The following is a 24525-nucleotide window of genomic DNA, read 5'->3' as shown; positions in this document are numbered from 1 at the left end:
ATTCATGAAGCCGGCCCAGCGCCGGCTTCGCCTTTTTCCACGGCGAACGCGAGCCCCTGCTTGCAGCGATAGAGCCGCGGCTTGTGCGAGGGAATGATGGCGGCGACGACGGCCCACAGCGGCGCTGCCTCCTCGCGGATGTCCTCGATCACGATCCAGCCCCCGCGCCGCGCGATCACCAACGCGAAACGCAGGAACTCGAGGTTCGCATGCGGGCCGTGGACGCCGTCGTCGATCACGAGGTCGAAGTCGTGGGGCATGCCCGCCGCCAGTTCCGCGAGCGACTGCGCCGAGCATTGGTCGGCGTGCACGGTGCGGATGCGTTCTTCCTGGAAGAGGATGCGGCGGTCGATGTCCGCGCCCCAGATTTCGGCCTGCGCGAACACGTCGCGGAAGGCCCGCAGGGATGCACCCGGCCGCCCCTGCGGGCCCATGTTCCCGAGCATGTCGGCGTGCGGCGACCCCAGGCCGATCTCGAACACGCGCCGCACTTCTTCCGGCTGCGGACACAGTGCACCGTACAGCAGGTGGCAATCGTGTTCGGTCGACTTGTCGCTGCCGTGGTGGTCGAACCGTTCCTTCAGCGACTGCGCGACGCGCTCCTGCTGCGGCGAACGGGGCGACGACGCGAGCTCGACAGGATCGCTCGGGTCCCCGTGCGAGCAGGCCAGGGTTTTCAGGACGGGAAAGACGCCGTTGATCGCATCCAGCGACATCGCGTCGAGCTGGTCGCGCGGGCCGCTGTTGTTGCACTGGAAAAGCGGGAACTCACGGCCGAGGTCCACGGGGGTCTTGTGCGTGAAACGTCCCAGCCCGTCCTGCGCCGATGCGGCCACGCGTTGAAGGACTGCCCTGAGCGTCATGGGTCCCCGTCATCTTTCGACTCTTCATTATCGGCGGCATACGCGGTTTCCGAGCCCCGGCGCGGCGTGCCTGCGCCACAATCCGTGCATGGATGCATGGATCCGCGTGGTGCCCGGCACGAGCCCGCTGGTGCTCGACTCGCCGCACAGCGGCACGGTCTACCCGGAGGATTTCCGCCACGCCTGCGACATGGGCGAGCTGCGGCAGGCCGAGGACACGCACGTCGAGAAGCTGTACGACTTCGCGCCCGCGATGGGCATCGCATGGGTGGAAGCGCTGTTCCCCCGCAGCTACCTCGACGTGAACCGCAACGTCACCGAGATCGACGTCGCGATGCTGGAAGACGCTTGGCGCGGTGAGGTCGCCTCGGACCCGAAGTCCCTCGCGAAGGTGAGGCTCGGCAAGGGGCTGATCTGGCGCATCACGGACAGCGGCGTGCCGATCTACTCGCGCAAGCTCACGGCGGCGGAGGTCGAGGCGCGCATCGAGAACTGCTGGCGGCCGTTTCACGAAGCCGTCGGCAAGGCCATCGACGCGGCGCATCGCCGCCACGGCTGGTGCATCCACATCGACTGCCATTCGATGCCCGCGGTGTCGGCGCCGTTCTCCACCGACTATCCCGGCCTGGTCCATGCCGACTTTGTCATCGGCGACCGCGAGGGTACGACCGCCGACCCGCGCCTGTCGAAGAAGATTTGTGCGCACCTGGAGGCACTGGGCTACAGCGCCTCGTACAACCATCCGTACAAGGGCGTGGAACTCGTGCGGCGGCACGCCGACCCCGCGCACCACCGCCACAGCATCCAGGTCGAGATCAATCGCAAGCTGTACATGGACGAAGCCACGCTCGAGCTGACGCCGCGCGCCGCCAGGCTCAAGGCGGACCTTCGCTCGCTGCTGGCGATGCTGCTCGAAACGGACCCGCGGCGCCTCTGATGGATCGCATAGGGGCACTCGTCGTCGGGGCGGGCGTGGTGGGGTTGGCCGTCGCACGCGCCTTGGCGCAGGCCGGCCATGAAACCATCGTCTGCGAAGCCGAAACGGCCATCGGCCAGGGGGTGAGTTCGCGCAACAGTGAGGTGATCCACGCGGGGCTCTACTACACACCCGGCTCGCTCAAGGCGCGCCTGTGCGTGCGCGGCAAGGAGATGCTCTACGCCTTGTGCGCCACGCACGGCGTGCCGCACCGCAACTGCGGCAAGTTCGTCGTGGCGAACAGCCCGGAAGAGGCGAAGGGCCTGGACGCGCTGCTGGCGCGCGCCGCGGCGAACGGCGTGCCCGTGGAGCGTATCGATGCCGCGCAGGCCAGGGCCGCGGAGCCCGCGCTGCAATGCGTGGCTGCGCTGTCGTCGCCGACGACCGGCATCGTCGACAGCCACGCGCTGATGCTGGCGCTGCAGGGCGACCTGGAGCGTGCAGGCGGCTTCGTCGCTTTGGGCTCCGCCGTCGATTCGGCCGTGCTCGGCCACGACGGCGAACCGCACGTGGTCCGCATGGCCGACGGCTCGGAGATCGCCGCGCCCATCCTCGTCAACTCCGCGTCGCTGCATGCGTGCGCGCTGGCGCGCCGCTTCGCCGGCCTGCCGCCTTCGGCGATCCCGCGCGAGCATTTCGCCAAGGGCAATTACTACAGCCTCGCCGGCAAGGCGCCGTTCTCGCGCCTGATCTACCCCGCGCCGGCCGATGCGTGGCTGGGTGTGCACCTCACGCTCGACCTGGGCGGGCAGGCGAAGTTCGGCCCCGACCTGGAATGGCTCGCGGCCCGCACGCCGCAGGAGATCGACTACGCCGTGGACCCGAAGCGGGCCGACGGCTTCTACGCGGAAGTGCGGCGCTACTGGCCGGCGCTGCCCGACGGCGCGCTGCAACCGAGCTATAGCGGCGTGCGGCCCAAAATCTACGGCCCGGGCGAGGCCGCGCCCGACTTCCGCATCGACGGCCCGGCGCTGCACGGTGTGCAAGGGCTGGTAAACCTCTTCGGCATCGAGTCGCCGGGCCTGACCAGCGCTTTGGCGATCGGCGAGCATGTCCTCGACCTCGTTTGAACGCATCGCTTGGGCGCTGGCGCTGCCTGCGAGCGTCGTTGCGCAGGTGCTGCCGCCCGTCACGGTGACCGCCACGCGCACGGCCGCGAATCCCTTCGACGTGCCGGCTTCGGTGTCGGTGATCGATGGCGACGACGCGCGCTCGGCTGCGCGGCCGGAGATCAACCTGTCCGAATCGCTCGCCACCGTGCCCGGCCTCGCGGTGCGCGACCGGCAGAACTACGCGCAGGACCTGCAGCTGTCCATCCGAGGCTTCGGCGCGCGTTCGACCTTCGGCGTGCGCGGCGTGCGGCTGTACGTCGACGGCATTCCGGCGACCATGCCCGACGGCCAGGGGCAGCTGTCGCACATCGACCCGTCCTCGGTGGGGCAGCTCGACGTGCTGCGCGGGCCTTTCTCCGTGCTGTACGGCAATTCTTCCGGCGGGGTCGTGCAGGTGACGACGCAACCGGGGCAAGGCGAGCCGCGTGCGACGGCGACTTACGTCGGCGGCAGCTTCGGCCTTTCGCGCCCGGGCCTGCGCGTAAGCGGCGCCAGCGGAGACATTGGATACGTCTTCAGTGCCAGCCACATGTCGCTCGACGGCTGGCGGGCGCATTCGGCGGTCACGCGCGACGTCGGCAATGCGCGGCTGGACTGGAAGCCGGCCGAAGGCCGCAGCTGGACTTTCGTGGCGAACGCGGTGGACGTGAAGGCGGACGATCCGCTGGGACTCACCCGTGCGCAGTTCGAGGCGGCGCCGCGCGGCGTCGATCCGTCGGCGCTGGCCTTCGACACGCGCAAGACGGTGCGCCAGCAGCAGGCCGGCGGGACGCACGAAGCGAAGCTGGGAGCGGCCGATGCGGTGCGAATCGCCGCATGGATCGGCGAGCGGCACACCGTGCAGTACCAGGCCATCCCCGTCGCCGCGCAAGGCAACGCCTTGCATCCCGGCGGCGTCATTGGCCTCCAGCGCGAATACGCGGGCACCGACCTGCGCTGGACGCACGCGCACGGCACGGCCCTGCAGCTCGTAGCCGGCCTGTCGTACGAAACGCTGCGCGAGCACCGCCAGGGCTGGCAGAACTTCGCCGGCACGGCGCTGGGCGTGCAAGGCGCGCTGCGGCGCGATGAGGACAACCGCGTGACGAGCATCGACCCGTACCTGCAAGGCGTGTGGAAGCCCTCCGACCGCTGGAGCGTGACGGCCGGCGTGCGGCGCAGTTCCGTGCGTTTCGGGTCGCGCGACCACTACGTCGCGGGCACGAACGGCGACGACAGCGGGAGCCTGCGCTACGGTGCGACATTGCCGGCGTTCGCAGCGCTGTTCGCGGTATCGCCGCGCCTGCATGCCTATGCGGCCTTCGGGCGCGGCTTCGAGACGCCGACGGCCAACGAGCTGGCCTACCGGCCCAGCGGCGCAGCGGGCCTGAACTTTGCGCTGAAGCCTTCGCACAGCGACAACCTCGAGGCCGGCCTGAAGGGCCGCAGCGGGGCCGAAGCGCTCTGGAATTTCGAATGGAATGCCGCCGTGTTCGAGACGCGCACGCGCGACGAGATCGTGACGCAGACCAACAGCGGTGGGCGCAGCACGTTCCAGAACGCCGGAGCCACGCGGCGGCGCGGCGTCGAGCTCGGTGCCGCCATCCGCAGCGGCGACTGGAAGCTGCAGATCGCACAGACCTGGCTGGATGCGCGCTACCGGGATGCCTTCGCGACCTGCGTGGCGGCGCCGTGCACGACGCCGACGCTCGTGATCCCCGCGGGCAACCGCATTCCCGGCATCGCCCGGTCGTTCACCGCCGTCGAGGCGGCGTGGCAGCCGGCCTTCGGCTGGCGGGGCGGCGCGGAAGTGCGGCGTTCAAGCCGTGTGTGGGTGAACGACGCCAACAGCGACGCCGCACCCGCATTCACGACAGCCGCGCTGCATGCGGGCTACCGCATGCGTGCGGGGCGGTGGACGCTGGAGGCGGGCGCGCGTGTCGACAACCTCTTCGACCGGCGCTACGCGGGCTCCGTCATCGTGAACGAAGGCAACGGCCGCTTCTACGAGCCGGCGCCGGGGCGTAGCTACACCGCCAAGGCCGGCGCGACCTACGCCTTCTGACGGCCCTTGAGGGCCCGCGCGACCTCGTTCACCAGGTCCGGGCCCCGGTAGATCAGGCCCGTGTAGATCTGCACGACGTCGGCGCCGGCCTCGATCTTCGAGACGGCGTCCTTCGCGCTCATCACACCGCCCACGCCGATGATGGGAAAGCCCTTGCCGAGCGCGGCGCGCAATTGCGCGATGACGCGGTTGCTCGCGTCGCGCACGGGCGCGCCGCTCAGGCCGCCGGCTTCCTCGGCATGGGGCAGGCCCTTGACCGCATCGCGCGCGATGGTGGTGTTGGTGGCGATGACGCCGTCCATGCCGTGGCGCTTGAGCGTCGCCGCGATCACGCCGACCTGGGTTTCGTCGAGGTCCGGGGCGATCTTGACGAAGATCGGCACCCAGCGCCCTTGTGACTTGGCCAGCGCCGCTCGCCGGGCGGCGACCGCGCCGAGCAACGCATCGAGGGCTTCGTCGGACTGCAGCGAGCGCAGGTTGGCGGTATTGGGGCTGGAGATGTTCACCGTGACGTAGTCGGCGTGCGGGTAGACGCCTTCGAGGCAGGTGAGGTAGTCGCTGGTTGCGTCCTCGATGGGCGTCGCGGCGTTCTTGCCGATGTTCAGCCCCAGGATGCGGCCCTTGCTGCGGAAGGACGAGCGCTTGACGTTCGAGACGAACGCGGCAAGCCCGTCGTTGTTGAAGCCCAGGCGGTTGATCAGCGCGTTGGCCTGCGGCAGGCGGAACATGCGCGGCTTCGCGTTGCCGGGCTGCGGCTTGGGCGTGACGGTGCCCACTTCGATGAAGCCGAAGCCGATGCCGCCCAGCCCGTCGATGCAGCGCGCGTTCTTGTCCAGGCCCGCGGCGAGGCCGACGCGATTAGGGAAGGTCAGGCCCGCAAGCGTGATGGGGTCGTCGACGAAGGCATTGCTGTACGCCCACTTGAGCGGCGTGCCTTGCACCATCGCCAGCGAGTGCAGCGTGAGTTCGTGCGCGACCTCCGGGTCGAGGCCGAAGAGGAAGGGGCGGGCGAGCGAATAGGGCAGCAGGGACATGGTGATAATCGATGATATGACACAGGATGAATTGAAGGCCCTCGTCGGGCAGGCCGCGCTGCAGTACGTCGTCCCCGGCGAGATCGTCGGGGTGGGCACCGGCTCCACGGTCAACAAGTTCATCGAGGCGCTGGCGTCCATCAAGGACCGCATCCCCGGCGCCGTTTCCAGTTCCGTCGCGTCCACCGAGAAGCTGCGCGCCATCGGCGTCCGCGTGTTCGATTCGAACGAGGTCGAGTCGCTGTCGGTCTACATCGACGGCGCCGACGAGATCGACCACCGGGGCTTCATGATCAAGGGCGGTGGCGCAGCCCTCACGCGCGAGAAGATCGTCGCGGCGCAGTCCAGGCGCTTCGTCTGCATCGCCGACGAAAGCAAGCTCGTGGACGCGCTCGGCAAGTTCCCGGTCCCGGTGGAGGTCATCCCGATGGCGGCGCAGCGCATCGCGCGACAGTTCGCCGCGATGGGCGGCAGCGCCAAGCTGCGGCTGAAGGACGGTGCGCCGCTGGTCACGGACAACGGCCAGCAGATCCTCGATGTGGGTGGCCTTTCGATCCGCGACCCGCTCGCCTTCGAGAACGACGTGAACCAGTGGCCCGGTGTCGTCACCGTGGGCGTGTTCGCGCACCAGAAGGCGGCCGTCTGCCTGCTCGGCACGGCCTCCGGCGTGAAGACGCTGGTGTTCTAGAAGCGGATGCCCGCCGGGTTTTCAGGCGCCGGCTCGGACGGCTGCTGGGGCGCGGCGTCCGCGCGCGTACCCGCCGGCCTTTGTTGCGCCGCCGCGGGCGTGTTGTCGACCGCGACCAGCGGGGTGGCGGCTGCCGGCACATACGACGGCGGCAGCTGCGACGTCTTCGGGTAGCCGGCCGCGTCGAGGAACGACGTCCACTCCGCGTCGGAGAAGCCCCGCAGGTGCTGCGCGCCGATGGTGAGGACGGGGACGTTGCTGGTGCCGGACAGGCGCGTGAGCGCTTCGGAGTCTTCCTTGCTGGCGATGGTGCGCTCGGCGAACGGAATGCCGCGCGACATGAGCAGCGTGCGGCCGGTGGCGCAGGTCTGGCACCCGGGCGACGAGTAGAGCGTCACGGGGTAGCGGGCGGCGGCCTGGCGCAGCTCGAACGGCAAGCCCGCCAGGTTCGCGCCGCCGTTGAGCGGCACGACCGAGGCCGTGGTCGCCTTCACGCTGGGATCCGCCGGCGGCTTGTCCGAGAAGGTGATGCGCCCGTCCGGCCCCACGATCTTGTAGATCTGTTGCGCGCTTGCATCGAAATGCGCTCCCGCCGCCAGGAAAACGGCGGCGGCTGCGGCAACGAGGGCCAATGTCCGGCGGGCCAGCTGCATCTTTGTCGTCCTCTCGGTCCTCTCGACCAACAACTCTTTCTTCAGGCCATGCCCTGGTGGCGCAAGAGCGCGTCCAGCGTGGGCTCGCGCCCGCGGAAGGCCTTGAACGATTCGATCGCCGGGCGGCTTCCGCCGGCCTCGAGGATCGCCTGCCGGTATTTTCGCCCGGTCTCGACGCTTGGCAAGCCATTTTCGTCGGCCGTCTCCTCGAAGGCGGCATAGGCGTCGGCGCTCAGGACCTCGGCCCACTTGTAGCTGTAGTAACCCGCGGCGTACCCGCCCGCGAAGATGTGACTGAAAGTGTGCGCCGTGCGCGAGAACGCGGGCGGCTGGATGACGGCCACCTCGGCGCGCACCCGGGCCAGCAGCGGCATGAAGTCGCTGCGCGGGTCGTGCTCCTCGTGCAGCAGCATGTCGAACAGGCCGAATTCGATCTGGCGCAGCGTCGCCAGGCCGCTCTGGAAGTTCCTGGCGGCCAGCATCTTGTCGAACAGCTCGCGCGGCAGTGGCGCGCCGGTGTCCACGTGCGAGGTCATGTGGCGCAGCACCGCCCATTCCCAGCAGAAGTTCTCCATGAACTGGCTGGGAAGCTCCACGGCGTCCCATTCCACGCCGCTGATGCCCGACACCTCGTGCTCGTTCACGCGGGTGAGCATGTGGTGCAGGCCGTGCCCGAACTCGTGGAACAGCGTGATCACGTCGTCATGCGTGAGCAGCGGCGGCTTGCCGGCCGCGCCTTCCGCGAAGTTGCACACCAGGTGCGCCACCGGCGTCTGCAGCCGTCCGGTGTCGGGGCGCAGCCAGCGCGCGCGCACGTCGTCCATCCACGCGCCGCCGCGCTTGCCGCTGCGCGCCGACGGGTCCAGGTAGAACTGGCCGACGAGCTCGCCGCCGCGCTCGATGCGGTAGAACTCGACGCCGGGGTTCCACACCGGCGCGCTGTCCTTGCGGATCGTCACCTCGAACAGCGTCTGCACGATCTGGAACAGGCCCGCCAGCACCTTCGGCGCGGTGAAGTACTGCTTGACCTCCTGCTCGCTGAATGCGTAGCGCTCTTCCTTCAGGCGCTCGGCGATGTAGGTCCAGTCCCAGGCCTGCGGTTCGCGCAGGTCCATCTTGCGGGCGGCGAACTCGCGCATGTCGGCGACGTCCTTCTCCGCGTACGGCCGCGCGCGGCCAGCCAGGTCGCGCAGGAACTCGACCACCTGCTTCGGCGAATCGGCCATCTTCGGCACGAGCGAGACCTCGGCGAAGTTGCGGTAGCCGAGCAGCTTCGCCTCCTCCTGGCGCAACGCGAGGATCTCGCGCATGTTCGCCGTGTTGTCGAACTGCACCGGGTCGCCCAGCTCGCTGGCGCGCGTGACGTAGGCACGGTAGATGCGCTCGCGCAGCGCGCGGTCGTGGGCGAACTGCATCACCGGCATGTAGACCGGGAACTTGAGCGTGAGCTTGTAGCCGTCCTTGCCCTCGGCCTGCGCGGCCTCGCGCGCGGCCGCGACCACGTCTTCGGGCACGCCCGCGACTTCCCCGTCGCTCGCGTAGTACGCATAGGCGTCCGTCGCATCCAGCGCGTTCTCGCTGAACTTCTGCGACAGCTCCGCCGAGCGCTCCTGGATCTGGGCGAAGCGCTCCTTCGCAGGGCCTTGCAGCTCGGCGCCGCCGAGGACGAAGTTGCGGATGGCGTTCTTCAGCGCCTGCCGCTGCTCGGCGTTGAGTGCCTGGGGGTCGATCGCCTTGTATTTGGCATACAGGCGCTCGTCGGAGCCCAGGCGCGTCCAGAAGTCGGTGACCTTGGGCAGCGCCTCGTTGTAGGCGGCGCGCAGTTCGGGCGTGTCGGCCACGGCGTTGAGATGGCCCACGACGCCCCAGGCGATGCCGAGCTTCTCGGTGGCGACGTCCAGGACCTTGGCGATCGCGTCCCACTCGGCAGGGAAACCAGGCGTCGTCACCGTGGCCAGCGCCTTGTCGGCGTCGGCCAGCAACTGGCCGATGGCGGGGGCGACGTGTTCGGGGCGGACCTGGTCGAAAGCCGGCAGGTCGGTGATGGCGAGGAGAGGATTGCTCATGGGCGAATTTTCGCCCAAGCACCGATGTCGCGCCGCGCGACGGCTATTGGCTGGCCCGCTCCGCGGCTTCGAGTGTATTGACGAGCAGCATGGCGCGGGTCATCGGGCCCACGCCACCGGGGACGGGCGTGATCCAGCCCGCGACTTCCTTCACGCCGTCGAAGTCCACGTCACCGCAGAGCTTGCCCTCGTCGTTGCGGTTCATGCCGACGTCGATCACGACGGCGCCCGGCTTGACCATGTCCTTCGTCAGCACGTTGCGTTTGCCGACGGCGGCCACGACGACGTCCGCCATGAGCGTGTGCGCCTTCAGGTCCTTCGTGCGGCTGTGGCACATCGTCACCGTGGCGTCTTTTCCCAGGAGCATCAGGGCCATGGGTTTGCCGACATTGTTGCTGCGGCCGATCACCACCGCGTTCTTGCCGCGCAGGTCGATGCCGGTGGTTTCGATCAACTTCATGCAGCCGTAGGGTGTGCAAGACAGGAAGCCCGGCAGGCCGGTCAGCAGGGCGCCGGCGCTTTGCACATGGAAGCCGTCGACGTCCTTCGCGGGCGAGATCGTCTCGATGACCTTGTGCGCGTCCATGTGCTTCGGCAAGGGCAGTTGCACCAGGATGCCGTGGACCTTCGGGTCGGCGTTCAGCGTGCGGATACGCGCGAGGAGCTCGGCTTCGGCCATCGTGTCGGGATAGCGCTCGAGCGTCGCCGACAGGCCCGTCTCGGTGCTGTCGTTGACCTTGTGCTTCGTGTAGACCACGCTGGCCGGGTCTTCTCCCACGAGGATGATCGACAAATGCGGCTGGACGCCGCGCGCCTTCAGCGCCTGCGTCCGCCCCGCGACTTCGGCGCGGATCTGCCTGGCAAGCGCGTTGCCGTCGATGAGTTGCGCAGCCATGGGATCAGGTCAGGTGGGCGCGGCGGCCTTGGGTGCGTTCTGGCCCAGCGCGATCTTCAGCAGGTCGGCGACCGTGTTCGCGTTGAGCTTTTCCATGATGTTGGCGCGGTGCGCCTCCACCGTCTTGATGCTGATGCCGAGGTCGTCGGCGATCTGCTTGTTCAGGCGGCCGGCGACGATGCGCTCGAGCACCTGGGCTTCACGGCTCGTGAGCTTGGACAGCAGCGCGTCGCGGCTGGCGGCGCTCTGGTACTCGGCGAAGGCGCCCTTGGCGTGTTCGAGCATGCGCTCGACCAGGCTCACCAGCTCGTCTTCCTTGAAGGGCTTCTGGATGAAATCCATGGCGCCCTTCTTCATCGTGTTCACGGCCATGGGCACGTCGCCGTGGCCGGTGATGAAGACGACGGGCAGGGGCGACTTGCGCTCCAGCAGGCGGTCCTGCAGCTCCAGGCCGGTCATGCCGCTCATGCGCACGTCGACGATCAGGCAGGCGACCTCGCGCGGGTCGTAGCGGGCCAGGAAGGATTCGGCGGAATCGAAGCAGCGGACGCGGTAGTCCTTGCCCTCGAGCAGCCATTGCAACGAGTCGCGGACGGCCTCGTCGTCGTCCACCACGTAGACCGTTCCCTTTTTCGGGATCAGGCTCATACAGTCACCCCAGAGTCCTTCTTCGCTATCGAATTGCTAGCACCGGAAACAGGGATCCAGAAGGAGAAACGGCATCCGGCGACTTCGCTGCCATTGTAGATGTTCTGCGCCTGCATCCGCCCCTGGTGCGACTCCACGATGGTGCGGCACAGGTTCAAGCCGATGCCCATGCCCTCCACCTTGGTGGAGAAGAAGGCCTCGTACAGGCGGTCCATCACCTCGGGCGCGAGGCCCTGGCCCGAATCGGCCACGGAGAACTCGATGACGTCCTGGCCTTCGACCTGCTTCGGGATCACGCGCAGCTCCACGCTGCGCCGCGAGACCGGGCGCTTGGCGTTGTCGATGGACTCCGCCGCGTTCTTCATCAGGTTCACCAGCACCTGCTCGATCAGGATCGGGTCGACCTCCACCTTCGGCAGGCGCGCGGCGACGTAGTGCGACAGGCGCACGTTGCGCCGGCGCAGTTCGATCTCGGCGAGTTCGACCGCCTCGTTCACCATCTGCGGGATGTCGGACATGGTGCGGTTCGGCTCGCTGCGCTTCACGAAGGAGCGGATGCGCTGGATGATCTGGCCGGCGCGCTGCGCCTGGCGCGCCGTCTTCTCCAGCGCGGCGAGCAGGTCGGTGTCGTTGATCTGCTTGTTGCGGATGCGCGAGACGAGGCCGTGGCAGTAGTTGTTGATGGCCGTGAGCGGCTGGTTCAATTCGTGCGCGACCGACGATGCCATCTCGCCCATCGTGATCAGGCGGCTCGCCGCCTGCGCGCGCTCGGCCTGCGCCGACGACTGTTCCTCGGCGACTCGGCGCGGCGTGATGTCGGTGGCGATCACCATCTGCGCCAGGCGCCCGTCCACCCAGTTCAGGTAACGCGAGCGCACTTCGAGCCACTTGCCGAGCTCGGGCACGAGGATTTCGGCGTTCTCGGATTTCGCGGTGGTGAGCGCGCCGGTGGGCATGCCCACGAAGGAATCCACCGCGTCCTGCGATTCGCCGTTGTGCGGATGCTCGGGCACGCCGGCCTGCGCCACCATCTGCAGGTGGCCCGCCGTCTGCGTGCCGAACCACTGGCGGTACATCTTGTTGGCGAAGAGCAGTTCCTCGCTGCCCAGCGGCGCCACCGACACCGAGGCATCGAGCGCCTCCAGCACGGTGGTGAAGCGCTCGTACGAGGCCGAGAGCTGCTCGCGGATGCGGTTCGGCTCCGTGATGTCGGTCATCGAGGTCATCCAGCCGCTCTGGTGGCCCTTCGCGTCGACCAGCGGCGAGACGTACAGGCGGGCATCGAACAGAGTGCCGTCCTTGCGCTTCACGCGTACCTGGATGCCGCCCGGCGCCGCGCGGCCGTGGATCTCGTCGTCCAGGCGCGCGGCCAGCATGTCGCGGTCTTCCTCGGGCCAGTAGGGGAAGGGCGGCATGCGGCCGACCAGTTCGCCCTCGCTCCAGCCCGTCATCTGGCAGAACGCCGCGTTCACGTAGGTGATGCGCCCCTGCATGTCCAGCGCGCGCATGCCGGTGAGGATGGAGTTCTCCATCGCGCGGCGGAAGTTCGTCTCGGCGATCAGCGCCTGCTGCGCCTGCATGCGGCGGCGCGTGTGGCGCCAGTTGGCGATCAGCATCCACGCCGTCATGCCGGAGAGCACGCCCACCAGCCAGAAGAGGCCGCTGCCCACGACACCCAGCGAGGCGCGGTAGGCCTGCGCGCGGATCACGAGGCCGTTGCCCACGGGAGAGACCGGCACCTCGTATTCGATGTTGTGCTGCGCCCAGGGTAGCCACTGCGTGGCGGGGTTGCGGGGCGGCACCGCGGTACCGGCCATCAGGCGGCCCTTGCCGTCCAGCAGGGCCATCGCGTACTTGGCGGCCACGTCGGCCGGCGCGCCGTAGCGCAGCAAGCCGTCGATGGAGTACTCCGCGAGGATCACGCCCGTGAAGCGCGTCCTGCCGGTCAGCGGGATGTGCAGCTGGAGGAAACCGTTGGCGTCGTTGCCGACCGCGGGCTGCGAGTACACGGGCTGCAGCAGGTCGCGCGCGAGGCTGTACATGCTTTCGGTCTCGCCGGGACGCAGCACCTCGCCGGCGATGCGCAGCTGGGGGGTCACGACGCTCGGCGTCGAATAGCTCGCGATGAACCTGCGCCGGTCGTCGATCCACGACAGCACCTGCAGCTCGGGATACTGGATGACCATCGCCTCGGCGCGGCCCATGAATTCCTCGGGATCGACTTCCTTGTTGGAGATGTCGCGCGCCAGGCGCATCAGCTGCTCCTGCCGCTCGAGCAGGCGCAGGCGCACGCGCTGCTGCGCATATTCGACGTCGCGCTTCACGCCCTCCTGGTCGCGGTCCATCTCTTCCAGGCGCAGGTACCAGAAGGCGACCACGATCGCCGCGAGGAAGAGCAGCACGGCCGCGAGCGGCGCAAGCATCGCGAACCGGTCCTGGCGGATGGGCGTCTGGCGCCGCCACCAGCGGCGCCACCAGTCGGGCGCGGCGGCCGCTTCCAGCGGCTCGGTGACGGTAACGGGGTCTTGCATGAACTTCCGAGTGTAGGCGGTGCGCCCTTGTTCCCTCGCAACGCGCGGATGATGCAGTGGCCGGCAGGCGTCAGTAGAACCCACAATATGAAATCGCTACGCATGATTTGAAATTTCAAGGAAGCTGTGAGACACTTTCAACGCGACGAGGGCCACAGCCCGTACTAAATTGCTCGAACGACCAGGAGACAAGAACCATGTCAGCCCAGCCCGAAGAAGTACGCGGCCCCGCCGCCAATGACGAAGACGCGCAGGAAACGCGAGAGTGGCTCGATGCGCTCGGCGCGGTCATCGAATCGGAGGGCCGTGAACGGGGCCATTTCCTGATCGAGCAGCTGCTGGAAGAAGCGCGCCAGCACGGCATCGACATGCCGTTCTCCGCGACCACGGGCTACGTCAACACCATCGAGCCGCAGGACGAAGAACGCTGCCCCGGCAACCTCGAGATCGAGGAGCGCCTGCGCGCCTACATGCGCTGGAACGCGATGGCGATGGTGGTGAAGGCCAACCGCCTGCATCCCGAGGACGGCGGCGACCTCGGCGGCCACATCAGCTCGTTCGCGTCGGTCGCCACGATGTTCGGCGCGGGCTTCAACCACTTCTGGCACGCCGAGGACGAAAACCACGGCGGCGACTGCCTCTTCATCCAGGGCCACAGCGCCCCCGGCATCTACGCGCGCGCCTTCCTGGAAGGCCGCCTGAACGAGGAGCAGCTCCTGAACTTTCGCCAGGAAGTGGACGGCAAGGGCCTCTCGAGCTACCCGCACCCGAAGCTGATGCCGCAGTTCTGGCAGTTCCCGACGGTGTCCATGGGCCTGGGCCCGCTGATGGCCATCTACCAGGCGCGCTTCCTCAAGTACCTGCACGCGCGCGGCATCGCCAACACCGAGAACCGCAAGGTGTGGGTCTTCTGCGGCGACGGCGAGATGGACGAAGTGGAATCGCTGGGCGCCATCGGCGTGGCCGCGCGCGAGAAGCTGGACAACCTCGTCTTCATCGTGAACTGCAACCTGCAGCGCCTGGACGGCCCTGTGCGCGGCAACGGCAAGATCATCCAGGAGCTCGAAGGCGAGTTCCGCGGCGCCGGCTGGAACGTCATCAAGCTGATCTGGGGCAGCTACTGGGACCCGCTGCTGGCCCGCGACAAGGAAGGCATCTTGCGCAAGGTGATGATGGACGTCGTCGACGGTGACTACCAGGCCATGAAGGCCAACGACGGCGCGTTCGTGCGCAAGCACTTCTTCGGCCGCCACCCCAAGCTGCTGGAGATGGTCGCGAAGATGAGCGACGACGACATCTGGCGCCTGCAGCGCGGCGGCCACGACCCGCAGAAGGTCTACGCCGCGTACCACAAGGCCGTGAACACCAAGGGGCAGCCCACCGTGCTGCTCGTGAAGACCGTCAAGGGCTTCGGCATGGGCAAGGCCGGCGAGGGCAAGAACATCGCCCACCAGGCCAAGAAGCTGTCGGACGAGGACATCAAGGCCTTCCGCGACCGCTTCAACATCCCGATCCCGGACGAGAAGCTGGCCGACGTGCCTTTCTACAAGCCCGAGGAACACACGCCCGAGATGCAGTACCTGCACGAGCGGCGCAAGGCGCTGGGCGGCTACCTGCCCAAGCGCCGCGTGAAGGCCGACGAGCAGCTGAAGGTGCCGGGCCTCGACGCCTTCAAGGCCGTGACCGACCCGACCACGGAAGGCCGCGAGATCTCGACGACGCAGGCCTACGTGCGCTTCCTCACGGCGCTGCTGCGCGACAAGGAACTGGGCCCGCGCACCGTGCCCATCCTCGTGGACGAGGCGCGCACCTTCGGCATGGAGGGCCTGTTCCGCCAGATCGGCATCTACAACCCGGCGGGGCAGCAGTACACGCCGCAGGACCGCGACCAGGTTTCCTACTACAAGGAAGACGTGGGCGGCCAGATCCTGCAGGAAGGCATCAACGAAGCGGGCGGCATGGCGAGCTGGATCGCCGCGGCCACGTCGTACTCGACGTCCAACCGCATCATGATCCCGTTCTACATCTACTACTCGATGTTCGGGCTGCAGCGCGTGGGCGACCTGTGCTGGGCCGCCGGCGACATGCAGGCGCGTGGCTTCCTGCTGGGCGGCACCTCGGGCCGCACGACCCTGAACGGCGAGGGCCTGCAGCACGAGGACGGCCACAGCCACATCCTCGCGGGCACCATCCCCAATTGCGTGAGCTACGACCCGACCTTCGCGCACGAGGTCGCCGTGATCATGCAGCACGGCCTCAAGCGCATGGTGGAGAAGCAGGAGAACGTCTTCTACTACATCACGCTGCTGAACGAGAACTATCCGATGCCGGGCCTGAAGGCCGGCACCGAGGAGCAGATCATCAAGGGCATGTACCTCCTGCAGGAGGGCGCCAAGAAGACGCCTCGCGTGCAATTGCTCGGCAGCGGCACGATCCTGCGCGAGTCGATGGCGGCGCAGCAATTGCTCGAGAAGGAGTGGGGCGTGTCGGCCGACGTGTGGAGCTGCCCGAGCTTCAACGAACTCGCGCGCGACGGCCTCGACGCGGAGCGCTGGAACCTGCTCCACCCGGCGGAGAAGCCGCGCGTTCCCTTCGTCACGAGCCAGCTCGAGAAGAACGCAGGCCCGGTGATCGCGTCGACCGACTACATCAAGTCGTACGTGGACCAGATCCGCGCCTTCATCCCGAAGGGCCGCGCGTACAAGGTGCTCGGCACCGACGGCTTCGGCCGCAGCGACTTCCGCAGCAAGCTGCGCGAGCACTTCGAGGTCAATCGCCACTACATCGTGGTGGCCGCGCTCAAGGCGCTGAGCGAAGAGGGCACCGTGCCCGCCGCGAAGGTGGCCGAAGCCATCAAGAAGTACGGCATCAAGGCCGACAAGATCAATCCGCTGTACGCTTGACGCCTCAAAGGCCGGAGAACAAGAACATGGCACTGGTTGAGGTGAAAGTCCCCGACATCGGGGACTTCAAGGACGTTGCGGTCATCGAACTGCTCGTCAAGCCCGGAGACACGATCAAGCCCGAGCAGTCGCTCGTCACCGTGGAGAGCGACAAGGCCTCGATGGAGATACCGGCCAGCGCCGGCGGCGTTGTCAAGGACATCAAGGTCAAGCTGGGGGACAAGATCTCGGAAGGCTCCGTCCTGCTGACCGTGGAGAGCACGGGTGCGGCTGCGCCGGCTCCGGCGGCGGCCGCGAAGGCGCCGCCACCCGCACCGCAGGCCTCGGCGCCCGCACCGGCTCCCGCCGCGAAGGCGGCACCTGCCGGCGCCGTCGAAGTGCGAGTGCCCGACATCGGCGACTTCAAAGACGTCGCCGTCATCGAGGTGCTGGTGAAGCCCGGCGACACGGTGAAGAACGAACAGTCGCTCGTCACGGTCGAGAGCGACAAGGCCTCGATGGAGATTCCTTCTTCTGCAGCAGGCGTGCTCAAGGAATTGAAGGTCAAGGTCGGCGACAAGATCAACCAGGGCGACCTGATCGCGATCGTCGAAGGCGCGGGCGGCTCGCCCGTCAAGCAGGACAACGCGGCGGCGATGCCGTCGCCCGCGATGGCCGCCGCGCAAGCGGAAGCGCCCCCCGCGCCGGCGCAGGAGCGCACGCTGCCCACGGCCGCGCTGCCGCCGCACGACCCGGGCGGGCCGAAGGGCACGCTGCCGCATGCATCGCCTTCCGTGCGCAAGTTCGCACGCGAACTCGGCGTACCGCTGGACGAAGTGAAGGGCAGCGGCCCCAAGGGCCGCATCACGCAGGAAGACGTCCAGGCCTTCACCAAGGCCGTGATGAGCGGCGCGGCGCAGACCAAGGCTGCGGCGGGCAAGGCGCCCGCCGGCGGCGGCGGAGAAGCGCTGGGCCTGCTGCCGTGGCCCAAGGTCGACTTCGAGAAGTTCGGCCCGGTCGAGCGCAAGGACCGTCCGCGCATCAAGAAGATCTCGGCCGCGAACCTGCACCGCAACTGGGTGATGATCCCGCACGTCACGAACCACGACGACGCGGACATCACCGAGCTCGAGGCCTTCCGGGTCCTGTTGAACAAGGAGAACGAGAAGTCCGGCGTGAAGGTCACGATGCTCGGCTTCCTGATCAAGGCCTGCGTCGCGGCGCTCAAGAAATTCCCCGAGTTCAATTCCTCGCTGGACGGTGAGCAGCTGGTCTACAAGAACTACTGGCACATCGGCTTCGCGGCCGACACGCCCAACGGGCTCGTGGTCCCCGTGATCAAGGATGCCGACAAGAAGGGCGTGCTCGCCATCAGCCAGGAGATGGCTGAGCTGGCGAAGAAGGCGCGCGACGGCAAACTGGGCCCGGCCGACATGCAGGGCGCGACGTTCACCATCTCATCCTTGGGCGGCATCGGCGGCACGTACTTCACGCCGATCATCAATGCGCCTGAGGTGGCGATCCTCGGCGTGTGCAAGAGCCAGACGCAACCGGTGTGGGACGGCAAGCAGTTCGCACCGCGACTCATCCTGCCCTTGTCGCTGTCGTGGGACCACCGCGTGATCGATGGCGCCGCAGCGGCGAGGTTCAACAGTTATCTCGGCGCTATATTGTCGGACTTCCGCCGCACGATGCTGTGATGAGAACGCGCCGTGTTCCCAGCGCGGCGATTTCGGAGACACAACAAGAATGACAACAGTCGTGGTGGTGAGAAAAGCCGGACAGGTCGCGATCGCGGCCGACACCCTGGTGACGTTCGGCGACACGCGCCTGGCCAATCGCTTCGAGGACAATACCAAGATCTTCAAGGTGGAGACCGACGTCGGCCCCACCTACCTGGGCATGGCCGGCACGGTGGCGCACTTCCCCGTGCTGCGCAAGGCGATCGGCTCGATGCCGCGCGAGATCCTGAAACTGGGCAACAAGGACGACGTGTTCGACACGTTCACCAAATTGCACCCGTACCTGAAGGACAACTTCTTCCTGCAGACCAAGGAGGAGGACAGCGACCCGTACGAGTCGAGCCAGTTCAGCGTGGTGATCGCCAACACGACCGGCATCTACGGGCTTTACAGCTACCGCGAAGTGTTCGAGTTCAAGGAGTTCTGGGGCATAGGCTCGGGGCGCAGTTTCGCGCTGGGCGCCATGCATTCGATCTACGCCAAGGCCAAGACGGCGCGCGAAGTCGCCGAGGCCGGCATCGCCGCGGGCTGCGAGTTCGACCGCAACTCGGCCGCCCCGGCGGACATCTTCACGCTCAAGATGCGTGAAGCCAAATAAAGAGGAAGAGGGCCCATGGCCACTGTCGAAGTGAAAGTCCCGGACATCGGCGACTTCAAGGACGTCGCCGTCATCGAACTGCTCGTCAAGCCGGGCGACACGATCAAAGTGGACCAGTCCCTGGTCACCGTCGAGAGCGACAAGGCGTCGATGGAAATTCCGTCGACGCAGGCCGGGGTCCTGAAGGAGCTCAAAGTCAAGATCGGCGACAAGGTGTCCGAGGGTTCGCTGCTCGCGATCCTCGAAGGCAGCGGCGCAGCGGCGGCGTCGCCGGCGTCAACGCCCGCAGCGGCGGCCCAGGCGCCCGCGCCTGCACCTGCGAGGGCTGCTGCAGCCCCCGCTCCAATCGCGGCGCCAACGGGCGAATTCGATTGCGAGATGCTGGTGCTCGGCGCGGGCCCCGGCGGCTACTCCGCGGCCTTCCGCGCAGCCGACCTCGGCATGCAGACGATCATCGTCGAGCGCTACGCCACCCTCGGCGGCGTCTGCCTGAACGTCGGCTGCATCCCGTCGAAGGCGCTCCTGCACGTGGCGGCCGTGATGGACGAGGTGAGCCACTTCGATTCGCTGGGCATCAGCTACGGCAAGCCGAAGGTCGACCTGGAGAAGCTGCGCGCGCACAAGTCCAAGGTGGTGGGCAAGCTCACCGGCGGCCTGGCCGCCATGGCGAAGATGCGCAAGGTGACCGTGGTGCGCGGCGTCGGCAAGTTCATCGACCCGCACCGCATCGAGGTCGAGGAGACGACCGGCACGGGCAGCGAGACCAGTGGCAAGAAGCAGACGATCAGCTTCCGCCACTGCATCATCGCGGCCGGCTCGCAGGCCGTGGCCCTGCCTTTCATGCCGAAGGACGAACGCATCGTCGACTCGACGGGTGCCCTTGAGCTGCGCAAGGTGCCCAAGCGCATGCTGATCCTGGGCGGCGGCATCATCGGCCTGGAGATGGGCACGGTCTACTCGACGCTCGGCGCGCGCCTGGACGTCGTCGAGATGCTCGACGGCCTGATGCAGGGCGCCGACCGCGACCTGGTGCGCGTGTGGCAGAAGATGAACACGCCGCGTTTCGACAACATCATGCTCAAGACGAAGACCGTCGGGGCAGAGGTGACGAAGGAAGGCATCCTAGTGAAGTTCGAAGGCGAGCAGGCGCCGAAGGAACCTCAGGTCTACGACCTGGTGCTGCAGGCCGTGGGGCGCAGTCCCAACGGCAAGAAGATCGGCGCCGAGAAGGCGGGCGTGACGGTGAACGAGCGCGGCTTCATCCCGGTGGACATCCAGATGCGCACGAACGTGCCGCACATCTTCGCGATCGGCGACATCGTGGGCAACCCGATGCTCGCGCACAAGGCGGTGCACGAGGCGCACGTCGCGGCCGAGGCGGCTTTCGGCGAGAAGTCCACCTTCGATGCGCGCGTGATCCCGAGCGTGGCCTACACGGACCCCGAGGTGGCGTGGGTGGGCCTGACCGAAGACCAGGCCAAGGCGCAGAACATCGCGATCAAGAAGGGCCACTTCCCGTGGACGGCGTCGGGGCGCGCCATCGCGAACACGCGCGACGAAGGCTTCACTAAGCTGCTGTTCGACGCCACCACGCACCGCATCCTGGGCGGCGGCATCGTCGGCACGCACGCGGGCGACATGATCGGCGAGATCGCGCTGGCCATCGAGATGGGCGCCGACGAGGTGGACATCGGCAAGACGATCCATCCGCACCCGACGCTCGGCGAGAGCATCGGCATGGCCGCGGAGATCGCGCACGGCACGTGCACGGACGTGCCGCCGCCCAGGAAGTGACCTTCAGGCGGCGGCCGCCTGCGGCGCGTCCAGCGGGAGCTCGGGCTGGTCGAACCCCTCGACCAGGCCCAGGGCCATCAGCGACTTCAGCGACTCCTCGAGCGAACGGGGCGGCATGAATTGCTGCAGGTGCTGGAACCAGATGCCGGTGCCGCACATCGCCAGCACGTCGTGCAGGTAGCGCGAAAGGGATCCGAGCGTTTCGCGCTCGGCCTCGACCAGGGCCACACAGGCACGGCCCCGGGCCGTGAGCCGGAAGCACTGGGAACTGAGCGCTTGTTGCGGGGGCTGCTTGGCGGTGCGCATGGCGGTCTCCTCGACGACGTCCAACTGATGTGATTTAAAAATAATCACATCAATCAAATCCATCAATCAAGGTAAACCCTAGTTCGCGCCCGCCTCCTGCGCCTGGGAGGCCAGTACGCGCCTCGCCCCGTCGAAGCGATGCGCCCAATAGGATTGCTGCATGTCCTCCACGCGCACCTGCGCGCCCGGCTTGGGCGAATGGATGAACTTGCCTTCGCCCACGTAGATGCCCACGTGGCTGAAAGCGCGCTTCATGGTGTTGAAGAACACCAGGTCGCCCGGCTGCAATTCGCGCTTGTCGATCGGCTGCGTGGCGGCGGCCTGGTCCCTGGCGAGGCGGGGCAGCACCAGCCCGACCGTGCGCTCGTACATGGAACGAACGAAGCCGCTGCAGTCAAACCCTGTATCGGCGTCGTTGCCGCCGCGGCGATAAGGCACGCCGAGGAAGCCCATGGCGGTCACGACGAGTTCGGAGGTGCGGTCGGCAACCGTCGCGCGCACCTGCTCGATCTGCCCGAGCAGGCCCTTGTCGGCGATGAATCGGCCCATATCGTCCTCGGCGGTTGCCGGGGCGGCTTGCGCCGAGGCAGCCGCCAGGGCGAAGAGGGCGAAGCACAGCCGTTTGCGCATGCGGGCAGAATAGCCGTGCCTCATCTGAGACGTCAAGTGAAGTGTCGTTCGTAAGCCAATGATTCATCAAGAAAAGACTCCATCGAATCCCGGCCTGAAAGGGCTATGTCAGGCCTTCGCCATGGGCTTCGCGGTCGTTGCCATGGGCTTGGCGAACGCCTCGGCGCAGTCGTTGAAGGCCGAAACGGTGGCCACCGGGCTCGACCATCCATGGGCGGTGGCCTTCCTCCCGGACGGCCGGTTCCTGGTGACCGAGAGGCCCGGGGCCATTCGGGTCGTCGAAGCCGCCGGGCGCATCGGCCCGCCGCTCGCCGGCGTCCCCGAGGTCGCGGCAGCCGGGCAGGGCGGGCTGCTGGACGTGGTGCTCGACTCGGGCTTCGCCTCGAACCGGCAAATCTTCCTTTGCTATTCGGAGCCGGGGGCCGGCGGCAACAGCACCGCACTCGCACGGGCGCGGCTGTCGGCGGATGCGAGCCGCCTCGAAGACCTGCGCGTCATCTTCAGCCAGAAGCCGAAGGTCGACAGCCGGCAGCATTTCGGCTGTCGCATCGTCGAGGCGCGCGACGGCACGCTGTTCCTCACGCTCGGCGAGCGCAACAGCCGCCGCGCCGATGCGCAGACGCTGGACAACCACCACGGCAAGCTGGTGCGGATCGGCAAGGACGGCAGCGTCCCGAAGGACAACCCCTTCGTGGGCCGAAGCGGCGCGTTGCCGGAAATCTGGAGCTACGGCCACCGCAACATGCAGGGCGCGGCGCTTGCGCCTGACGGCACCCTGTGGACGCACGAGCATGGGCCCCAGGGCGGCGACGAGATCAACCTGCCGCAGCCCGGGCACAACTACGGCTGGCCCGTGATCACCTATGGCGAGAACTACGGTGGCGGCAAGATCGGCGACGGCATCACGGCGAAGGAAGGCATGGAGCAGCCGCTGCACTACTGGGTGCCATCCATCGCGCCGTCGGGGATGGCCTTCCTCACCAGCGACCGCTATGGGCCCGCGATGAAGGGCAACCTGTTCATCGGGTCGCTGAAGTTCGACTACCTCGCGCGGCTGGAGGTCGCGAACGGCAAGGTCGTGCGCGAGACGAAGGCGCTGGAGGTGGGCGACCGCGTGCGCGACGTGCGCCAGGGCCCCGACGGGCTGCTCTACCTGGTGACCGACGAGGCGCGCGGCAAATTGATCAGGGTCGTGCCTACGCCTTGACCAGGCCCTTGCGCACCGCGTAGCGCGTGAGGCTGGCGATGTCGTTCAGCTGCAGGCGCTCCATGATGCGGGCGCGGTGCACGTCCACCGTCTTGGGCGACAGGCCCAGCTCGTAGGCGATCTCCTTCGACGCACGCCCCTGCGCGATCAGCTTGAGGATCTCCACCTGGCGGTGGGTGAGCTCGTCGTCTACCGTCGGCTCCGACGGCTGCAGCAGGCGCTGCGCGATCGCGGGGCTGAAGTAGCTGCCCGTGGCCATCACGCTGCGCACGGCCTGTTCCAGCTCGAACGGCGGCGCGTCCTTCATCAGGTAGCCGCAGGCACCGTTGGCCACCGCGCGCTTGACGAAGTCGACCGTGTCGTACATCGACAGCACCAGCATGCGCACCTGCGGGTGCTTCTCGTGGATCTCGGCGATCGCCGTGATGCCGTCCATGCCCGGCATGGAGATGTCGGTCATCACCACGTCGGGGTTCAGGCTGTCGACCAGCGTGACCAGTTCGCGGCCGTCGCGCGCCTCGGCGATCACCTCCACGCCTTCGACCATCGACAGCAGCGCCTTGATGCCCGAGCGGACCAGGTCGTGGTCGTCCGCGAGCACGACGCGCACCACCTTGTCCTGCGCCTTGGGTTTCATTGTCTTTCCTTCCCTCAGAGTACCGCCCGGACCGCGACGCCCCGCCCGGGCGCCGTGCGGATGGACAGTCGCCCACCCGCGAGTTCTGTGCGTTCGATCATGCCGTAAAGGCCGACGTTCTTCTCGCTCGGCTGGCCGTCCAGCAGCGCATCCTTGTCAAATCCCACACCGTCGTCCACAACCAGCACGCCGATCCGGCCTTGTGGCAGGAACCGCAGGCGCACCGACACCAGCGAGGCCTGCGCGTGGCGCACCACGTTCGTGATCGCTTCCTGGATGATCCGCAGTGCCACCGACGCCGTCTCCCCCAGCTCTGCGGGTTCCTGGCCGCGCGCGGTCACCGCATAGGCGAGCCCCGCCGGTTCGGCGATGCGCTGCACGGCGGACTGGGCAGCGGCCACGAGGCCCAGCAGGTCCAGCTGCGCCGGCCGCAATGAGAACGAAAGTGTCTTCAGCTGCCCAACCGCGCCCTGGGCCATGTCCATCGCCGTCTCGGTGTGCCGGCGGGCCGTCTCCGGGTCCGCCGCGCGTTGCGCCGCGTGCAGGTGGATCACCATGCCCGTGAGCGTCTGGCCCAGGTGGTCGTGCAGCTCGCGCGAGATGAGGTTGCGCTCGCGCTCCTGCGCGACGACCAGCCTTGCCGACAGCTTCTTCAGCCGCCGGTAAGCGGCCTCCAGCTCGCGTCCCAGGCGCTCCTTCTCGAGCACGCGCTCCCGGTCGGCCATGACCCGCTCGACGATCTGCGGCAGCGTGCCGAGCTTGTCCTTCGTGACGTAGTCCTTGGCGCCGCAGCGCAGCACGTGCACCGCCGCCTCTTCGCCGATGGCGCGGGTCACGACGACCAGCGGCGTGGTGAGCTTGCGGGCCACCAGGATCTGCAGCGCCGCATACGGCGAGAAGCGCGGCATGTTGAAGTCGCACAGGATGGCGTCCCATTCCTCGGCGAGCGCCTCGACGAATGCGGTCGCATCGTCGACGCGGTGCAGGCGGTAGCGGCGCGACGGGTCCGCGCGCTCCAGCGCCAGCCCCATGAGTTCCACGTCGTCGGGGTTGTCCTCGACGCACAGCAGCCGGATGTCGGCCTGCCGCTCCTCGGCCCGCGGTTCCTTGCTGGCCGGGTCATCGCGCATCGCAGGGCTGTCCAGGACGGTCGGGATCATGGCAGCGGCACATCATGGGGCAGGGTAGTCTGGCAGGCTTAAGGATTTTTCCTAGTTCC

At 67.7% G+C, this 24525-nt stretch carries 20 protein-coding genes; 9 read left to right on the top strand and 11 right to left on the bottom strand.

The window, feature by feature from the left end; genetic code table 11:
• Positions 1-2: 2 nt before the first annotated feature.
• On the bottom strand, positions 3-863 hold the full coding sequence (locus tag WG903_RS14295) for a hypothetical protein (RefSeq protein ID WP_340076515.1): 861 nt from the start codon (positions 861-863) through the stop codon (positions 3-5).
• An 88-nt stretch (positions 864-951) separates the two neighbouring features.
• Here WG903_RS14295 and WG903_RS14290 point away from each other — a divergent pair, with 88 nt between their 5' ends.
• Genes WG903_RS14290 through WG903_RS14280 form a run of 3 tightly spaced genes read left to right on the top strand, consistent with a single transcriptional unit; the run spans position 952 to position 4995 of the window.
• Positions 952-1800 (top strand): N-formylglutamate amidohydrolase, encoded by an 849-nt coding sequence (locus WG903_RS14290; RefSeq protein WP_340076513.1) that lies wholly within the window; start codon positions 952-954, stop codon positions 1798-1800.
• Positions 1800-2909 carry an NAD(P)/FAD-dependent oxidoreductase gene (locus WG903_RS14285; protein WP_340076510.1) on the top strand — a complete coding sequence of 370 codons (1110 nt, stop codon included), beginning with the start codon at positions 1800-1802 and terminating at the stop codon, positions 2907-2909. The genes WG903_RS14290 and WG903_RS14285 overlap by 1 nt, the downstream gene beginning before the upstream one ends.
• On the top strand, positions 2890-4995 hold the full coding sequence (locus tag WG903_RS14280) for a TonB-dependent receptor (RefSeq protein ID WP_340076508.1): 2106 nt from the start codon (positions 2890-2892) through the stop codon (positions 4993-4995). Before WG903_RS14285 ends, WG903_RS14280 begins: the two co-directional genes overlap by 20 nt.
• Here WG903_RS14280 and WG903_RS14275 read toward each other — a convergent pair.
• Positions 4983-6029, bottom strand: a complete 1047-nt coding sequence (locus WG903_RS14275) for a quinone-dependent dihydroorotate dehydrogenase (protein ID WP_340076506.1) — start codon at positions 6027-6029, stop codon at positions 4983-4985. The genes WG903_RS14280 and WG903_RS14275 overlap by 13 nt on opposite strands.
• 16 nt (positions 6030-6045) lie before the next feature.
• Between WG903_RS14275 and rpiA the strand changes: the two genes are divergently transcribed.
• Positions 6046-6717 (top strand): ribose-5-phosphate isomerase RpiA, encoded by a 672-nt coding sequence (gene rpiA, locus WG903_RS14270; protein WP_340076504.1) that lies wholly within the window; start codon positions 6046-6048, stop codon positions 6715-6717.
• On the opposite strand, the gene WG903_RS14265 is transcribed toward rpiA, so the two are convergent.
• From WG903_RS14265 to WG903_RS14245, 5 genes are read right to left on the bottom strand one after another with little or no spacing between them, the layout of a single operon-like run.
• Entirely contained in the window at positions 6714-7370 is a 657-nt protein-coding gene (locus tag WG903_RS14265) for a glutaredoxin family protein (RefSeq protein ID WP_340076502.1), read from the bottom strand. The genes rpiA and WG903_RS14265 overlap by 4 nt on opposite strands.
• Positions 7371-7411: 41 nt before the next feature.
• Positions 7412-9436 (bottom strand): M3 family metallopeptidase, encoded by a 2025-nt coding sequence (locus tag WG903_RS14260; RefSeq protein WP_340076500.1) that lies wholly within the window; start codon positions 9434-9436, stop codon positions 7412-7414.
• A 43-nt stretch (positions 9437-9479) separates the two neighbouring features.
• Positions 9480-10331, bottom strand: coding sequence for a bifunctional 5,10-methylenetetrahydrofolate dehydrogenase/5,10-methenyltetrahydrofolate cyclohydrolase (locus WG903_RS14255; protein WP_340076498.1), 852 nt, complete (start codon positions 10329-10331; stop codon positions 9480-9482).
• A 9-nt stretch (positions 10332-10340) separates the two neighbouring features.
• The gene (locus WG903_RS14250) at positions 10341-10979 is read right to left on the bottom strand and encodes a response regulator transcription factor (RefSeq protein ID WP_340076495.1); all 639 of its coding nucleotides are present in this window, start codon (positions 10977-10979) and stop codon (positions 10341-10343) included.
• A complete protein-coding gene (locus WG903_RS14245; protein ID WP_340076493.1) occupies positions 10976-13510 on the bottom strand; it encodes a PAS domain-containing sensor histidine kinase in 2535 nt (844 codons plus the stop codon). The genes WG903_RS14250 and WG903_RS14245 overlap by 4 nt, the downstream gene beginning before the upstream one ends.
• A 197-nt stretch (positions 13511-13707) precedes the next feature.
• Here WG903_RS14245 and aceE point away from each other — a divergent pair, with 197 nt between their 5' ends.
• Genes aceE through lpdA form a run of 4 tightly spaced genes read left to right on the top strand, consistent with a single transcriptional unit; the run spans position 13708 to position 20526 of the window.
• A complete protein-coding gene (gene aceE, locus WG903_RS14240) occupies positions 13708-16413 on the top strand; it encodes a pyruvate dehydrogenase (acetyl-transferring), homodimeric type (RefSeq protein WP_340076491.1) in 2706 nt (901 codons plus the stop codon).
• A 26-nt stretch (positions 16414-16439) separates the two neighbouring features.
• A complete protein-coding gene (gene aceF / locus WG903_RS14235) occupies positions 16440-18092 on the top strand; it encodes a dihydrolipoyllysine-residue acetyltransferase (protein WP_340076487.1) in 1653 nt (550 codons plus the stop codon).
• Positions 18093-18141: 49 nt separating this feature from the next.
• The gene (locus WG903_RS14230) at positions 18142-18732 is read left to right on the top strand and encodes an MFS transporter (RefSeq protein WP_340076485.1); all 591 of its coding nucleotides are present in this window, start codon (positions 18142-18144) and stop codon (positions 18730-18732) included.
• A 15-nt stretch (positions 18733-18747) separates the two neighbouring features.
• Complete coding sequence (gene lpdA / locus WG903_RS14225) at positions 18748-20526, top strand: dihydrolipoyl dehydrogenase (RefSeq protein WP_340076483.1); 1779 nt, start codon at positions 18748-18750, stop codon at positions 20524-20526.
• Positions 20527-20529: 3 nt separating this feature from the next.
• Here lpdA and WG903_RS14220 read toward each other — a convergent pair whose 3' ends face one another.
• A complete protein-coding gene (locus WG903_RS14220) occupies positions 20530-20832 on the bottom strand; it encodes a hypothetical protein (RefSeq protein WP_340076481.1) in 303 nt (100 codons plus the stop codon).
• A 78-nt stretch (positions 20833-20910) separates the two neighbouring features.
• A complete protein-coding gene (locus WG903_RS14215; protein ID WP_340076479.1) occupies positions 20911-21462 on the bottom strand; it encodes a C40 family peptidase in 552 nt (183 codons plus the stop codon).
• Between the two features lie 142 nt (positions 21463-21604).
• Here WG903_RS14215 and WG903_RS14210 point away from each other — a divergent pair, with 142 nt between their 5' ends.
• Positions 21605-22669: a PQQ-dependent sugar dehydrogenase gene (locus tag WG903_RS14210; protein WP_445263634.1), complete on the top strand. Its 1065-nt coding sequence runs from the start codon at positions 21605-21607 to the stop codon at positions 22667-22669.
• Here the strand turns inward: WG903_RS14210 and WG903_RS14205 are convergent.
• Together WG903_RS14205 and WG903_RS14200 are read right to left on the bottom strand one after the other, a co-directional pair.
• Positions 22659-23306 (bottom strand): response regulator transcription factor, encoded by a 648-nt coding sequence (locus tag WG903_RS14205; protein ID WP_340076475.1) that lies wholly within the window; start codon positions 23304-23306, stop codon positions 22659-22661. The two genes, WG903_RS14210 and WG903_RS14205, sit on opposite strands and share 11 nt — an antisense overlap.
• Positions 23307-23320: 14 nt before the next feature.
• Complete coding sequence (locus WG903_RS14200) at positions 23321-24466, bottom strand: hybrid sensor histidine kinase/response regulator (protein ID WP_340076473.1); 1146 nt, start codon at positions 24464-24466, stop codon at positions 23321-23323.
• Positions 24467-24525: the final 59 nt, after the last annotated feature.

Origin of the sequence: Ramlibacter sp. PS4R-6, from assembly GCF_037572775.1 — a bacterium.
Taxonomy (GTDB): domain Bacteria; phylum Pseudomonadota; class Gammaproteobacteria; order Burkholderiales; family Burkholderiaceae_C; genus Ramlibacter.
The sequence above is the reverse complement of the archived record's forward strand: the minus strand, read 5'-3'. Positions and strand labels throughout refer to the sequence as shown.